Genomic DNA, 15,581 nt, shown 5'->3' on the forward strand with positions numbered 1-15,581 from the left:
CATTCATATGTTGAGATGAGTATTTTCCAAAGCCAAAATCATGGTAATCATTTTCTGAGATGGAATAAGAGCTTATTCTCTTTCCGTCGAAAAGCATGTTCTTTCTCATCCTTACTATGTAGTGATACCCATTTCTATGAATGTAATCTAAGAATGCAGGACTACAGAATTCTCCATCCGCCACAATGGTCACTTCAACATGAGAGGGTATTATGCTTTTCAACAAGTCAATCATCTTTACTCTGTCTATGGCTCTTTTCCTTTCTCTGAGAAGAAAAGCTATTGGCAAGGTTCTATTTCTTACAACTAACGCCGCAGTGAATAAATATCTTTTCTGTATCTGTGTCCAATCAATGTCTATGAGAATTGAATCGTTATTTCCTGATACACTCAATGCTATGCGAAAGAGCACCTTGAATATCTTATCGTTGAATGAAGAAAGAAATCTTTGGATATGCTTGATTGTATGCTTTGCAGTTGTATTGGATGGAAAGAACAACGCCAATTGCCTTATCCTTGGCTTGGAATGAAAGAAAAGCATCTCTATGAAAGAAAGTAATACTTTCCCCGCAAGCGGGGGCAGACTTCTTACATGAAATGACTTCTTCAACGCTTCCTACATGGGAGCAGACTTCTCAATTTGGAAAGTGGCTCTCTTGATTCTTCTCACAAAACTTGGAGGAGTGGCAACGTAGTTGATGAGGAGGGTTCATCTTTACTTTTGATTTCAATGCTAACGGCTTTCCAATTGATTTCGTAATCTTCACGCACAGGTTGAGAATATTTCAAAAAATAGCTTTGAGGCGTGTCAATTTGATGCCCAATCTTCTTCTAAAATTCCCATTATCACCTCATCGTAATACTTGCCATCCCTGTATATCTGTTCCCTCAGCGTGCCTTCGATTCTGAAACCTACCTTTTCGTACGAACGAATGGCCCTTTTGTTGAACGAAAAAACATGAAGTATAACTTTGTGGATGTTCATCTGATCGAAGATGAACTTAACCAACACCTTCATGGCATCCGTACCGTATCCCTGCGACAAAAAATCCTTTCCCAAAAATATTCCCACCATCGCAACGCTGTTTTTCCAATCGACGCTGTTTATTCCGCAACCACCAATGTAAGTTCCATCCGCTTTCTTTTCAATCGCGAAGTTGTATGTATCACCCTTCGCGTTTTGGTCTTCGTACCATTTTTCCTCTTCTTCCAACTTCCAAGGAAATGGAATTCCGGGAACCAAAGTTCTCTTGATTTCTGGATCGTTTACGTATTTCCATACGGTTGGAATATCTTCTTTGTGGTATTCTCGAAGTCTTACCATTTCTCCTTCAAGCATTTTTTCACCAGCCTTTTATACTATCCTTTTCTCCTCGCTCCATATGAAACAAGGGCAGACCCTATCCCCATGAATATCATGAACTGAATAATGAGGACGCTGCTATGCTCTGGATGATTGTAATCAATGTTATTCGCAAAGATAACGATTTCCACAATTATGATGATAACGCCGATTATCACACTCGCTATTCTGCCTTTCACGATAAATCATATCCCCCTTGGTCAGCTTTGCTGCTACTTCCCCCGCTTGCGGGGGCAGATTCATTGAATGAAATGGCTTCACTGCCAATTCTATTGTAAACGAGGGCAGACTTCTTAAAAAATAGCTTCACCGGTACCTCCTCGATTTTAGCATGTTTTTCTGTTTCACTTTTTGTAAGCTATCCAAATTTGTCGATTTTTCTTAAAATAGGTATAATATGCACGAATCTCATTTCAGTGCCGTAATTGTGTTGTTAAGGAGAATTGTGTGAAGATCTTGTGGCGTGTGCTGGTTTCATTGATTGTATTTATAATGGTATACTTCATTTCCATCTACATTTTCTCTCCAAATGGACAACTTCTTGAAAGATGGCAATTGTCCTTTAAAGGAAAGAAAGAATTTATTCGCGTGCCCTTCGAGCTAAAGACAAAGCATCCAAAATTGCTAACATTTACGACCAACTTTGAAGGAAAAGTGGGAGACACGCTCGTTTTTCCGCAAGTTGAAGGTGGAGGGTTCGCCGTTTATTTGAACGGCAAAGAGATCTACCAAACTGGAAATCTCAAAAACGGCACCGCAAACATATGGAACTCCATCTTTTCAATTCCACTTTCATGTTATTTGAAAAACGGAGAAAACGTGCTAAAAGTGAAAGTCTTCGCTCTTTACAACGGCGGTTTTACTGTGGCTCCTTACATAGGATGGCGTTCGCAAATAGAAGGGAAAATTTTGGCGACGAGATTTTTAAAATCTCAAATTACTTTGATCGTCATGGGAATGGCATTAGCCTTAGGACTGATACTAACTTCTTTGGCATTTATGGACGATAGAAACAGGAGAAGGTATTTTGTCATAGGAATGTCGGCGTTTTTTATGTCCTTTTACTTAATCGATCTGCAGTATTGGAACGTCAGCAACGTTTCAACTTACTTGCTTTTTAGAAAACTCCTCTTGATTTCTTTGTACATGTCCGTATTTCTCTTCTTTGACGGAATGGAGAGAAGTTTATTTACGAATTTAAAATTTTCAAAGCCGTTTCTTGGTGTATCGCTTGCCATATCCATTTGTGTTTTCCTCCAACCAACACCCTCTTTATTCAAAGAATCATTGATAATTGGAGCTTTATTTACAGTTGTACTAATTGCCATTTCAACAATAGAAGTTTACTGGCGTAAAAGGTATGAAATGATTTATCCTTTAAGTCTAAGCACAGAAATTGCGATTTACGCTATTATCCTTGCTTTTAAGGGAAAACCAAACGCCTTTCTGATTCCATATGTGACAATGGCCCTGACCGCTGGATTGGGAATAACTCTCGTTAAAGACTACGGCAGAACCTACTCCAATATGCTGATATCTCACAAGGCGTCATTGACAGATCCTCTGACAGGAGTTTTCAACAGGAATGTTTTGAAAGATCTAAGGCTTTCATCTCAGGATGTTATTGCCATGATAGACATGGATGGATTTAAGAATCTTAACGATAAATATGGGCATGATAAAGGGGACGAAACGCTTAAACTTTTTTGCAAAAAGAGTGAAGAGAATCTGAGAAGCGGAGATTTCGTGATAAGATACGGAGGAGACGAATTTTTAATAATTTTAAGAGATTGCACAAAAAAAGACGCCGTTTCCATACTTGAAAGGGTGAAAAAATCCTTTGAAAAAGAGACTGCAGACTACGGAGTAACTTTTTCATACGGCGTCGAAAAAGTGGAGAACGATATAGAAAAAGCTTTAAAGAAAGCTGATTCTAAAATGTATTCTATGAAAGAAAATCTCAAAAAAATCTCTAAAAGGAGATCACTCAAGGAATCTAGATAACATTTTCCACGCTTGTCCTTCGCTTGAAGTAAGGGATTCCTTTGAAAATCTGTAGTCGCTTTTTCTTATGAATTCTTCCATATCTTTTTTCAAACGTGCCAGTTTCTCTTTTTGAATTTTCAAAAAAGCGTTGAATTCAAATCCTTTTATCTCTCTAAGCATGTAAGTGTGCCGTAGGCATACCATTGATACAGATTGAGCGTACTTTTCCCTTCTATCGGGAAAGGAAAAAAACTCGGAAAAAAGTTCAAGATACCTTCGCTCTGCCTTTTTTTCAACTTCGCATAGTTCACATCCATCACCGAATTTGCCATTCGTTTCGTCTAAAGCCTTTTCTACGTAATCAAAAAGATCGTGATAAAGAATGTTCACACCGAGTATTCCAAGTTCCGGATGTGAATTAAGGTGGTCTTCTACCATTTTCAAATGTTTGGAACAGAAACCATGGCCTTTCACGAAGTTTGAGCGTTCAACCGGATCATTCACATTTTCATAAAAGAGCGCATCTATGTAATCATGAACGGCTTTATCCGTTAACGAACAGATCGGACATCCAATTACATTCATCTTTTCATCTATTTGACCTATCAAATACTCGTTTTTGTAATTTTGGGTTTTCTTGCCGAACATTTTTCATCGCCCCCAGCTTTTCCACTCTTTCTATCTTACCATAAAGAAAATAAGCACAAACACCACAAGTATGTACAAAATGTAAGAGTAAACGTGACCGTTCATCAAGGTTCTTGAAAGCGCCAACGAAGTTGACTTTGCCCCCGTTATAAGGCCAGTATACATATCATGGACTATGTCTTTAACACTCACATACCTTTTATTTTTCTCTTTGATTTCTCTTGTGGCGTAAACTTTTCTCAAGATGTATTCAAGAGTGAAAGAATAAGCAGGTGCACTGAAATATTCCCCTTCATTTAGCACCTCTCCGCCATTCCAGGCATCCACCCTTTTTACCTTTTTGCTCTTTGCAAAGTAAAATATCAGCGGGAATATTCCAAGCACTCCAAGCACTACCGCCAAGAACGTTGGCGACACGACGCCAAATATGGGATGAGAGGAAACTATGAGATAAGGCTTTGGGACTCCCAAAAGTCCAGAAAGAAATTCTTTGTATCCGAAGAATTTCACCAACAAAGGCGAAAACAATCCCGCTAAAACCACCACGAAGGTTAAAATAAGTTCTGCTATGTTCATGCTCAGATGATGTATTTGCTTTGCTTTCTTTCCGTGATCGTAACCCAAAGCGGTATATCCCGCAAGTTTCACCATTGAAAACGCTGCCATTCCCATGGCAAGCGCTATCGCGATGCCGGTAAACGCCGCCGTGAGGCGTGCGAGCATTGAAGGAAATTTGTACGATTGGAATATGGCTTCAAGCAACATCCATTCACCGACGTATCCTATTAACGGAGGAAATGCGGAGAAGGAAAGGGAAGAGATGACCAAAGAAATTGCCGGTATTTTCCCCACGGATGTCCATATTCCCCTTACGTTGTCTATACTCTCTTCATCCAGGGCTATTTTCGCGTGCCCTATTGACAAAAAGATAAGCGTTTTTGTCACGGAATGAGAAAAGATGAGGAAAAAAGCGGTGAGCATTGCGAAGTTTCCCAGCGTATTCAAATGAAAAGCGTAAGCTGTTGCAAAAAGCCCCAACGTTGTCAAGATCATTCCGTTATTTTCAACGGTTGAATAAGCTGGCAGTAATTTTAACCATTTGGCTGCGACCGACTGCAAGCCACCCCAAAACGCGGATATCCCCCCGAATATCATGGCTGTTATTCCCCACCAAAGTGGAATGCCGCTTATTGACAAAGCCATGACGATTCCGTACGTTCCCATAAGGGTTATGGGAACGCTTGCCATCGCGTTAACACTTGAAGGAATTTTCGGGTATGCTTTCGATATCCACGTGTGAAACGGAAATATGTCCATCTTCACCACAAAAGCCAACGAAGCGAAAAGCAGGAACAACGACGTTCCCTTTGTATCCAAAGAAAATGTTCCGTTTTGAATGAAAAGATCACCAAATGCTATGAACATGAAAAGCGTTGAGATTTCGCTGAAAGCCATGAAGGGAAAGATCTCTTTGAACGATCTTCTTTCTAACATTAAAAGATATACGAAGATTGTGGCTATTTCCCATCCGATCATGAACGTAATGGCATCGCGCGCAGATATGGTAAGCAGAACCCCTAAAAACATGATGTTTAACCCAAACGCCATGCCTTTGGAAAAATGCTTTCCGTAATCCAGAGAATAAAGGGCTAGGGCAAACCAGGATATGGAAACCAGCAACAAAAAGAAGGCGGATGTTTTATCCAACCCAATTCCCATGGATATGTTTGAAGATAGGCGGAAATACACTTCGCGAAATGACCCGTTCATGCCTGTCAAACCTGTTAAAGCGGCTATGAACGCGAAAACAGATGCGATCATGGCCATGAAATAGCCAATTTTTTTTGAAAAAACTGCGGTTATTCCAAATAAAGAAAAGAGAATGGCAAGATTTATGTACACCATGTCAATCAACCTTTCCAGATATTTTCAAGAGCGTTCCAAGTATTTCTGAAGCCGTTGGACAGCCATCCATAACTGCAACCACGTTTGGAAGATTCAATTTTTCCGGATCTGTTCCAGTTTCTTCGCATCCTTTTATAAGCACAATTCCAAACGGAGTCGGAAGCTGCCTGATGGTTTCTTTCAACGGCGCTATCATCTTTTTCGTGGGCCTTCCAAGGACGATCAAAAGATCTGCGTGCCTTGGCGAAGCGGCAAAATAGATGCCAAATCGATGAATGTTGTAACGCGGCGTGTGTAAGGCGTGAATTTCAAAGTTGAGTTGATTTGAATTTCCCACGTCTATCATGTAGAGATGTAGCGATCTTTTGAAAAGACCGAGTTTTTGGGCTTCGTGCTTCGATTCGTACTTTTCTTTTTCAGTCAGCATTTTTGACATGCCAACAACTGGCCACCATTTCATTTTCATATCCTCCTCCCGCTCATCTCGCCGCGTCCGCGAAATTCACGCCGTACGATTCAACTGCAAATGGAAAGTCGGTGAAGATGTTAGAACGCATCGAATGGCTAATTGCCGCGAATCCAAAAACGGATGGCGTGCTAACGTACAGATTTTTTACTTTGCCGTTAGTTATGTCAAGGCGATAAATCACACTTCCGCTAGGTGACTCACATGCTCCAAGCCCTTCGCCATCACGGATTTCAAAAACCGTGGCGTTTTCTCGGGCTTTGAGTTCACTGAGCATCTTTGGTATGAGTGCCGCGCTTTGCATGATTTCGTGGGCCCTTACTTCCATTCTCGAAAGCGAATCGCCTTCCTCATCTGTGACGGGAATGAATTTGGAATAAACTTCTTCATTCATTCTCAAATCTTCTTCAACGTTGCAAGCCCTCAAAGCGGGACCTGTAAGCCCAATCTTTTGGGCGCTTTCAGCATCAAGAATTGCCGTTGAATGTAACCTGTCTATGTAATTTCTACTCGTTAGAGAACGCTCAAAGAGCTTTTCGAATTCGGATGAAATTTCTTTAATCTTTTGAGATACTTCTTTCAGTACTTGTTTATCCGGAACAAAACTCAATCCACCTATCTTTACAAAGTCCCGCAAGAAGCGCGAATTTGAAAAGTGCTTGTTTAATCGCAAAAGATCTTCAAAGAGGCCCTGAAGATGAGAAGCCAAAACAAGCTGAGCGGCTGCCGAAGCTAATCCGGAAATCACATACATGTGGTTGTACATCCTTTCCAATTCCAAAGCGACGGCCCGCAAAACCTCTATATCGAACGGAACTTTTATTTTACACGCGTTTTCTACAGCGCGCGCATATGCTAAAGCATGGGAAACACCAAAATTCCCACAGATCGACTGTGCCATTTTCAAGCCTTCTTCAACGCTCTTTCCGTTCATGCCAGCATCTATTTCTCGCCGCTTGTAAGACGTGTCTATTTTAACCTGCAATATCCTTTCGCCATACGTGAAAAGATGGTAGACGCCGGCTTCACCAACGCCAGATGTGACGGGACCATACCTGAAATCGAAAACACCTTCGCCCGTGACATCTTTTTCGCTTTCGAGGGGGTCTTTTACGATCGCATCTCTGTTTCGTATAAGATTGGCATTTTCAAAATCGTCCGCGTTTCCATCTTCAACAAACACCTTTCCGTTTTCTTGAACGATCAAAAATTCTTTTCCATCTTTTTCGTATATGCCAAGCATTTTTTTCATCTTATCATCCCCACGGAAAGCAACTGGCTAATTTGAGGTACGAAGAAAATAACGAGAAAAGCCAATGAGGTGTTCACGATTGGAACGATGGTACCAACCCTCTTTCTCTCCGTTACAGCGGTGTCTGTTGGTTTGGAAAATACCATAGAACCAACTTTGTAGTTGATGCTGATAAAAGCCACCAACAAGAAAGAAATAACCAATAACGCGTAAAAGAGAGGGAAGTGCTTGAGAATTCCGTATGTTATAAGCAATTCACCGATAAACGTTCCAAACGGTGGCGTGCCTGTAACGGCTAACGCCGAAAAGAAAAGCGTGTAACCGGTAAATGGCATGCGTTGTGAAACGCCTTTGACGTCTTCTATTTTCTTGCTTTTGTATCTCGCCAATATGTTTCCACTAAGGTAAAAGACGGATGATTTTGCAAAAGCGTGCGAAAGCGCCAAAATCATCGCGCCTATAAAAGCGTACTTTCCTAACGACAATCCTATAAGCATCATTCCCATGTTTTCCATCGTTGAATACGCGAAGAGCCTTTTGTAATTTTTTTGAACGATCATCAAAGTGGCCGCAACTGCTACGGTAAGCAGGCCAAGCCAGAAGGCAAACTCCTTAACCATGCCCACATTCACTATTTGCATGATCCTCGCAATAGCGTATAGGGCTACTGCAAGCAGTATTCCAGAAAACGCCGCGCTAACCGGCGCTGGCGCCTTTCCATGCACGTCTGGCAGCCACGTGTGCATTGGGAAAATTCCTCCTTTGGTGCCATAGCCTATTACGGCCATCATGGCGCCGAGAATCAATATCTTGCTCGTTTGGACGCCTTGCATCATTTGCTGAATATTCAAAGTGCCTGTAACGCTGTAGATGAATATGTTCGCAAGCAAAGATATGATCAAGCCAACAGAAACGATTATTATGTACCTCCACGTAGCTTCAATGGAAGTCTCCGTGTTTTCAGTTGCGACCAACAGAGCACTCGTAACCGTTGTCGCTTCCACGCCAACCCAAATAAGGCCTAAATCGTTCACGGAAACGGTTAAGAGCATGCTAAACGCGAATAAATTCATCAAGAAGTAATAAAAGTGCTTTTCGAAGGACGGGTTGTCTATGTATTTCATGTAAGTCGTGGAAAACGTTACCGTGCTCGCGTATATCATGCTTACCATGATAAGCATTACCTTGGAAAGACCATCTATGTAAAGATAATGGCTTGTGTAAGATGGTAAAAACACCATGATAAACGCCACTGCAACCGTGGAAAAAGCAGCTATGATTGAGACAACTTCCTCAAAATAAGTTTTCTTTACAAGACATAACAACGAAGCGGCCAAGGTAAAGAATATCGGCAAAGTGTAAATGTAATTCATCGCTCTCATCCTCTCAGTTCATCTGATTCATTCATGTTGACAGATGAATTCTTCATCATTCTCACAACGACACCCGCTATGGCTATTATTCCTATAAGATCAAGCACGACACCAGCTTCAACTATAAAAGGCAAGCCCGGAAAAAGGTAACTCTCGAAAAGAAACAAGGCGTTTTCCATCGTCATGTAGCCTATCAATTGAATGAAGGCGTTCCTTCGTGAAATAATGAGAAACGCACCTTGAAGAAGTAAAGCCATTGGAATCGAACCTTCAACCAAATGAATTGAATTGTAGAAGGTAACCCTGTAAAGAACGTAAGCAAAAACCACGATAAGCAGCGATATCACTATTGACATGGCGGTGCTGACAACGGGTTTTATCTCCCTTTCTCTCCAATGATCTCTTACGATCCTTCGTTTCATGTACCAAGGAATGAAAAAGCCTCTCACAAACGCGCTGATCAGGGATAAGGCTATAACGTAAGGAGAGTTTTGAACAATTCCCAGGTAAAACAAAAAAAGTGCGATTATGTAAGAAGAAATGGAAAAAGTTGTGATTATCTTTTTTGTGTATATCTCCCATTGCATGAAAAGCACCATGAGAATCTCGAAAAAACCGACAAGCGCAAATGTTTCTCTCATCTCAAACCCTCCCCACGGTCGTGTAAAAAGCCAGGAAACTCAAGAAAGCCAGAGAAAAGGCAAAGGCTAGATAATCGAAATTCTTGAACAGCCTGAACTTCGATATGCTCTCTTCGAAGAGTGCGATGCCTATCACAAGGCCCAACAATTTCAAGAAATGAACACCTGAATAAATGAAGACGGACAACAAGTTCAATTTCATTGGCACGAAGAAAGGCATGGTGTAAACGTTCAAAAAGACGCTCATGAGCAAGAATTTTTTCACGTATCCGCCCCATTTTTCGAAAGCCAGATCCATTCCGGAATACTCCATGCTCATCCCTTGATCGATCATTCCGAGTTCTGCCGTTGAGTGTCTTTCTATTGGAAGGCGTCCAAGTTCCACTATGAGAACCATGAAGAAAGCGGCAGCCACAAACCAATGTGTCAATGAAAGGTACCACTTAGACGACGATTGCAGCACGTTGTTTATTACGTAAGGGTTGTTCGTTCCAGAGATAACTCCAAGCATTATGAATATCAAAACGGTTATGGGTTCTGCTAAAGCTCCCATACTTGCCGCCCTTGACAAGCCCAAATGAGAATAATTGCTTCTGCTATCCAACGCTGCAAGTTTTTTAACAAGCGCCGCCGCGCCGAATATCAAACCACCGCCTATGAAGTCCACTGTAGGTCCAAATTGAAGTGGAAAAGCGGTTATAACAGGCAGTACAAGTGTAAGCAAACTGTACATTGCAAAGCTCACGTAAGGAGCTCTGTGAAAGATTGGAGAAGAATGATTTGGAACGATTATCTCTTTTCTGAAAAGCTTACAAAGATCGTAGTAGGGCTGAAAAATACTCGGCCCTTTTTTCGATTCGATCCTTTCTTCAATTTTGGATAAAATGCCAAATACAAGTGGAGATAAAAGTAGAGCATATAGAAGTTGTACAACGCTTAAAAATACAAGCATAAAAAACCTCCTATCCAGATTTGGGTAGGAGTTATCGGCCTCCGAAGGCTTTTACGGCGAACTCCACCGCCGGTATTTGTAAAGGATTATACGGAAAGCAAGTTAATTAAAGATTATTAGATGTTAAACATTTGTTGTATGCGAATGAATTTTGCTCATGCTGTGCGTGAACATTTCAAAAGATATTACAAGTGACATTATAAAAATTTCTTATGAAAACATATGAGCACCATTTAAGTACACTCTTTGATTTAGGAACCATTTTCCCACGAGCGCTTCGTTTTCTCGGCACGTCCTGTGTCTCTCAACCTCATATTTTGAATTTCTGGGCGGAACGCTCATATGTTCTGACAAGTACTTCGAGCGTGAAGTTTAATCCTTTTTTGAAATGCTTTGTAATATTGACGCACAATGTGAGAATTTTGGTAAATTCAGATGACAAACAAGAATACAGGACGAAAAAAGAAAGTACGATTTTCTGAGCATGATCAGCTTGTTGAATCCACATTTCAAAAGTGATAAAATGAAAAAAGGAGATGAAGCTCTCCTTTAATGCTGATAGCAGCTGATGGCTTCTGAAAAGAATGCCATCGTTTTTTATATGGCAAAAAAGGAGGCCATGTCTTTGGCATTTAAGAGCATTTTGTTTAAAACACTTAAAACCTTCCAGACAAACGGCAAATTGGAAATGCCTGACTTCTTTCATGATTTAAACATAGATCAGATCGTAAACTCGCTTGTGGGAATTAAGGGAGAATACAACTTGAGGGAATTTTTTTACATCATTCCTACAGATGTTGAAGAAATAAAATATCGCCAAGAGATCATGAAAGATCTGGAAAAAAAAGACATTTTTTCCGTAATAGATGAATTTGCCATGAAGATGCGCAAAAGCCGTCTTTACAAATCTTACAGTGACAAACTGACTTTGAATTATCAAAAGGAAAGATGGTTTGTCGATGCGGTAGATGTTTACGTGAAAGCCATAAAGGAATTGCTTGAAAGACTGGAAAATGTTGATTTGAAATCTCAAGGGCTTATCCAATTCAGAGAATATTTAGAATCTTATGTGAACTCAAACAAATTCATGGAACTCTTCTCACAAACGCAAGAAGTCCTTTCAAAGCTTCTCCGCATCAAATACACGCTTTTGATAAAAGAAAACAAAGTTAAAGTTCAGAAATACAATGGTGAAAAAGACTACGCGTCTGAAGTCCTGAAAACGTTTGAAAGATTTAAGCAAGGAGCCGTTAAAGATTACACAGTTGAATTCGATGAATCTATGGATATGAACGGTGTTGAAGAGAAAGTGCTGGACTTGGTGGCAAAGCTGTATGAGGAAGAATTTTCGGATTTGGAAAGGTTTTACGGCGTAAATGCCTCTTACATCGATAAAACAATTTCAAGGTTTGATAGAGAAATCCAGTTTTACGTCACCTATTTAGAATACATAGAGCCCCTGAAAAAATATGGACTAGACTTCTGTTATCCGGAGTTTACCACTTCAAAAGAAATATACGCAAAGGATGCTTTTGATTTGGCACTGGCTTTCAAACTGCACAGAGAGGGTTTAAAAGTGGTGAGCAACGATTTTTACTTGAATGATCCTGAAAGGATCATAGTCGTTACCGGTCCAAATCAAGGCGGAAAAACGACATTCGCACGCATGTTTGGGCAGGTACATTATCTTGCAAAGATGGGTTACCCCATACCTGCAAGTGAAGCGCGACTCTTTTTGTTCGACAACATATTTACCCATTTTGAAAAAGAGGAAAAGATAGGGAATCTCCGCGGAAAATTGGAAGACGATTTGATAAGGATAAGAAATATCTTGGATAAGGCCTCTAAAGATAGCATCATAATAATGAACGAGATCTTTTCTTCCACAACTCTTGAAGACGCGAAATTTTTAGCCAAAAAAGTCATGGAAGAGATAATGAAAAAGGATTCCATTGCCCTGTTGGTCACTTTTATGTACGAGTTATCTGAATTGAATGAAAAAACGGTTAGTATGGTGAGTACCGTTTCTGAAACAAATCCAGAGATGAGAACGTACAAAATTTTAAGAAGACCATCGAACGGACTTTCATATGCCGTTTCATTGGCAAAAAAATACGGCCTCACTTACGAACAGTTGAAAAAGAGGGTGAAAGATGAAAGTTTTTCTGATGTACGAAGATAAGGATTTTGATTTACAAAGGAAAATGCCTCAATGGAAAGAAGTCGTTCAAGATCTAGAGTTAAACGTTCTTTTTGATGCAATGGCAAAAGAAGATGATTTCTTTAGGGAAGTTTCAGAAGCGGCCATTCTTTCTCCGTTATCTGATGTTAAAAGCATCTTGTATCGACAAGAAATTTTAAAAGATTGTTTGGCCAATCCTTCTTTAATAAAGGAAATGTACGATATATCTTTAGAGTCTTTTGATGTTGAGAAAAACACCTTCTTCGGTTTTTTCAGCAGGTATCCTATTGGCATGCTTGACAGTTCTGTAAAAGCCATGACAATGCTCGTTAAGACGCTTAAAAAACTCCGAAATATCGCAGATGAAAAATCTGGAAAATTCCATTCCAAAGGCTTCAAAAGATTCTTTAACATGGTAAAGAATGAACTGAGTGATGAGTATTTTGAAGAAGTTGAGAAGCATCTGGAAACTTTGGAATTCAAAAATGGCATGTTGATAAGCGCTGACCTTGGAATGGGAAACAAAGGGGTAAATTACACCTTACGTAAGCCAAACGAAGAGAAAAAACGATGGATTTCTAAGATCTTTTCAAAGAGAGAAGAAGAATTCACTTTCCGCATAGCTGAAAGAGATCAAAATGGTGCAAAAGCTTTATCTAATCTGAAAGAAAGAGGAATAAATTCCGTCGCAAATGCGCTTACTCAATCCGTAGATCACATTCTTAGTTTTTTCACAGTCTTGAAAACTGAGCTCGCTTTTTACCTGGCTACGATGAACCTTTACTACTCTTTAGAAAGGTTGGAAGAGCCTTTATCTTTCCCAGTGCCACACGATATTGGCACATCGGTGCATGAATTCAAATGCTTGTATGATCCTTCTCTGGCGTTAACCCTAAACAAGAAAGTTGTTGGAAATGACCTAAAGGCAAATGGTAAAAATCTCTTTGTGATAACAGGCGCCAACAGGGGAGGAAAATCCACGTTTTTAAGAAGCATCGGAATTGCACAGTTGATGATGCAGAGCGGTATTTTTGTTCCAGCACAACATTTCTCTTCAAGCATATCGAAAAAGATCTTCACCCATTACAAAAGGGAAGAAGATGAAAAGATGGAGAGCGGAAAATTCGATGAGGAGTTGAGGAGAATGAATAAAATAGCCACCGATCTCGTACCGCATTCAATGATTCTATTTAACGAATCATTTTCCGCGACGAATGAAATAGAAGGCTCTGAAATAGCAAAGGAAGTTGTTTTGGCTCTTAAAGAGAAAGACGTCGAGGTGTTTTTCGTCACTCACATGTACGAATTTGCTCATTCCATGTATGAAAAGCATTTTGATGATGCTATCTTCTTGGTAGCCGAACGATTGGAAGACGGCAACCGCACCTTCAAAATAAAAGAAGGAAAGCCTTTACAAACGAGTTTTGGCATCGATTTGTACGAGCGTTTATTCGAAAAATGAACATGAAATGAGTCTTTCCCAAAGTTTGTGTAAAGTTGGTCCTGAGATAAAATAAGAAGACAAAGCAAAGGAGGACCAATGAAAATGAAAAGAAAAGATTCCAAGAATTCCAGAAATGTTTTTCTTGACAAAAAGATACTTAGAGAAATGATCAAATCAGGAGAAATAAAAGGTGTAAGCGACGTAGAAGAATTGCTCAAAGGAATGTTTGCAGACATACTTCAAGAACTCCTTGAAGCTGAGATGGAAGATTCTCTTGGATATTCAAAGTACGATTACAATCACAAAATGACCGACAACGATCGAAATGGTTATTCTTCCAAGAAGATAAGGACGACCATGGAAGATATGGATATATCCATTCCCAGAGACAGGAAATCAGAGTTTGAACCCAGGGTAGTTCCCAAATATTCGAAAGAGGTATCTTCTCAAATAGAAGGACAGATTCTATCCATGTATGCCAAAGGGATGAGTTTAGCTGACATACATGAGCAAAAGAGATATACGGGATGAATCTATCACCTGAAACGATAAGCCGTTTTACAGATAGGATATTGCCTCTTGTTGAATCATGGAGAAACAGGCCTTTAGAAGATGTGTACGCCATCATGTACATGGATGGAATAAGGTTCAAAGTACTTGAAGATGGACAAGTAAAGAACAAGAATGTATATGTGGCGATAGGGATAAATTTGGACGGGATGAAAGACGTCCTTGGCATGTGGATAGCGGAGAATGAGAGTTCTAAATATTGGCTCATGGTATTGAACGAATTAAAAAACCGTGGAATTAAAGATGTACTCATAACGACTGTGGATGGATTGACAGGCTTTGAGGATGCAATAAAGGCTGTATATCCAAAAAGAGAAGTACAACGCTGTATAGTCCGCCAATTGAGAAACACGTTCAAATACGTCTCATATAAAGACAGAAAAGAAATGGCCAGGGATTTCAAAAGCGTGTACAAAGCTCCAACGAAAGAGAACGCTTGGAACAACCTCATGAAATTAAAAGAGAAATGGGGAAAGAAATATCCCTTATCCTTCAAATCATGGCAGGACAATTGGGAAGCCTTATCCACGTATTTCAAATATCCACCGGAGATAAGAACGCTCATATACACGACCAATCCCATAGAATCATTCAACAGGCAATTAAGGAAAACGACGAAATCAAAGAGTGTTTTTCCGAACGATACGGCGGTGCTGAAAATGCTTTACTTGGTAACTATGGACCTGGAAAAGAAATGGACCATGAGGCAAAAAAATTGGGCTTCTATTCTAGCCCAATTAGCGGTATACTTCAAAGAAAGGGTTGAATCTTATTTATGAATTCTTATCTCAGATCAACG

General features: G+C 40.1%; 13 protein-coding genes, 1 pseudogene and 2 riboswitches. Of the genes and pseudogenes, 4 read left to right on the forward strand and 10 right to left on the reverse strand.

Features of this window, described 5'->3' with window-relative positions; all coding sequences use genetic code 11:
- The 3 genes from ACXJIN_RS03650 to ACXJIN_RS03660 form a co-directional block, all read right to left on the reverse strand.
- On the reverse strand, nt 1-610 hold a 610-nt coding region (locus ACXJIN_RS03650; protein ID WP_456399491.1), incomplete at its 3' end, for a transposase.
- Between the two features lie 198 nt (nt 611-808).
- Complete coding sequence (locus ACXJIN_RS03655) at nt 809-1,339, reverse strand: GNAT family N-acetyltransferase (protein WP_456399493.1); 531 nt, start codon at nt 1,337-1,339, stop codon at nt 809-811.
- A gap of 20 nt (nt 1,340-1,359) precedes the next feature.
- The gene (locus ACXJIN_RS03660; RefSeq protein ID WP_456399494.1) at nt 1,360-1,542 is read right to left on the reverse strand and encodes a hypothetical protein; all 183 of its coding nucleotides are present in this window, start codon (nt 1,540-1,542) and stop codon (nt 1,360-1,362) included.
- 268 nt (nt 1,543-1,810) lie between these two features.
- On the opposite strand from ACXJIN_RS03660, the gene ACXJIN_RS03665 reads away from it, so the two are divergent.
- Entirely contained in the window at nt 1,811-3,367 is a 1,557-nt protein-coding gene (locus ACXJIN_RS03665) for a GGDEF domain-containing protein (RefSeq protein WP_456399495.1), read from the forward strand.
- Here the strand turns inward: ACXJIN_RS03665 and ACXJIN_RS03670 are convergent.
- From ACXJIN_RS03670 to ACXJIN_RS03700, 7 genes are read right to left on the reverse strand one after another with little or no spacing between them, the layout of a single operon-like run.
- Nucleotides 3,347-3,997 carry a DUF6062 family protein gene (locus tag ACXJIN_RS03670; RefSeq protein WP_456399497.1) on the reverse strand — a complete coding sequence of 217 codons (651 nt, stop codon included), beginning with the start codon at nt 3,995-3,997 and terminating at the stop codon, nt 3,347-3,349. The genes ACXJIN_RS03665 and ACXJIN_RS03670 overlap by 21 nt on opposite strands.
- A gap of 30 nt (nt 3,998-4,027) precedes the next feature.
- Complete coding sequence (locus ACXJIN_RS03675) at nt 4,028-5,902, reverse strand: proton-conducting transporter transmembrane domain-containing protein (RefSeq protein WP_456399499.1); 1,875 nt, start codon at nt 5,900-5,902, stop codon at nt 4,028-4,030.
- 1 nt (nt 5,903) lies between these two features.
- Nucleotides 5,904-6,362 (reverse strand): NADH:ubiquinone oxidoreductase, encoded by a 459-nt coding sequence (locus ACXJIN_RS03680; RefSeq protein ID WP_456399501.1) that lies wholly within the window; start codon nt 6,360-6,362, stop codon nt 5,904-5,906.
- 19 nt (nt 6,363-6,381) lie between these two features.
- Complete coding sequence (locus ACXJIN_RS03685; RefSeq protein ID WP_456399503.1) at nt 6,382-7,620, reverse strand: hydrogenase large subunit; 1,239 nt, start codon at nt 7,618-7,620, stop codon at nt 6,382-6,384.
- Entirely contained in the window at nt 7,617-8,993 is a 1,377-nt protein-coding gene (locus ACXJIN_RS03690) for a proton-conducting transporter transmembrane domain-containing protein (RefSeq protein WP_456399505.1), read from the reverse strand. The genes ACXJIN_RS03685 and ACXJIN_RS03690 overlap by 4 nt, the downstream gene beginning before the upstream one ends.
- Before the next feature lie 5 nt (nt 8,994-8,998).
- A complete protein-coding gene (locus tag ACXJIN_RS03695) occupies nt 8,999-9,634 on the reverse strand; it encodes a hydrogenase 4 membrane component (E)-like protein (RefSeq protein ID WP_456399507.1) in 636 nt (211 codons plus the stop codon).
- 1 nt (nt 9,635) lies between these two features.
- Nucleotides 9,636-10,586 (reverse strand): respiratory chain complex I subunit 1 family protein, encoded by a 951-nt coding sequence (locus tag ACXJIN_RS03700; RefSeq protein WP_456399509.1) that lies wholly within the window; start codon nt 10,584-10,586, stop codon nt 9,636-9,638.
- A gap of 18 nt (nt 10,587-10,604) precedes the next feature.
- Nucleotides 10,605-10,666: riboswitch (Fluoride riboswitch) on the reverse strand.
- A 443-nt stretch (nt 10,667-11,109) separates the two neighbouring features.
- A riboswitch (Fluoride riboswitch) is annotated at nt 11,110-11,171 on the forward strand.
- A gap of 40 nt (nt 11,172-11,211) precedes the next feature.
- On the opposite strand from ACXJIN_RS03700, the gene ACXJIN_RS03705 reads away from it, so the two are divergent.
- From ACXJIN_RS03705 to ACXJIN_RS03715, 3 genes and pseudogenes are all read left to right on the forward strand, one after another.
- On the forward strand, nt 11,212-12,768 hold the full coding sequence (locus tag ACXJIN_RS03705; protein ID WP_456399511.1) for a MutS-related protein: 1,557 nt from the start codon (nt 11,212-11,214) through the stop codon (nt 12,766-12,768).
- Nucleotides 12,740-14,230, forward strand: a complete 1,491-nt coding sequence (locus tag ACXJIN_RS03710; RefSeq protein ID WP_456399513.1) for a MutS-related protein — start codon at nt 12,740-12,742, stop codon at nt 14,228-14,230. The genes ACXJIN_RS03705 and ACXJIN_RS03710 overlap by 29 nt, the downstream gene beginning before the upstream one ends.
- Nucleotides 14,231-14,314: 84 nt before the next feature.
- Nucleotides 14,315-15,561 (forward strand): annotated as a pseudogene (locus ACXJIN_RS03715) (IS256 family transposase).
- The last annotated feature ends 20 nt before the right edge of the window (nt 15,562-15,581 follow it).

It is taken from the genome of Mesoaciditoga sp. (genome assembly GCF_054006115.1).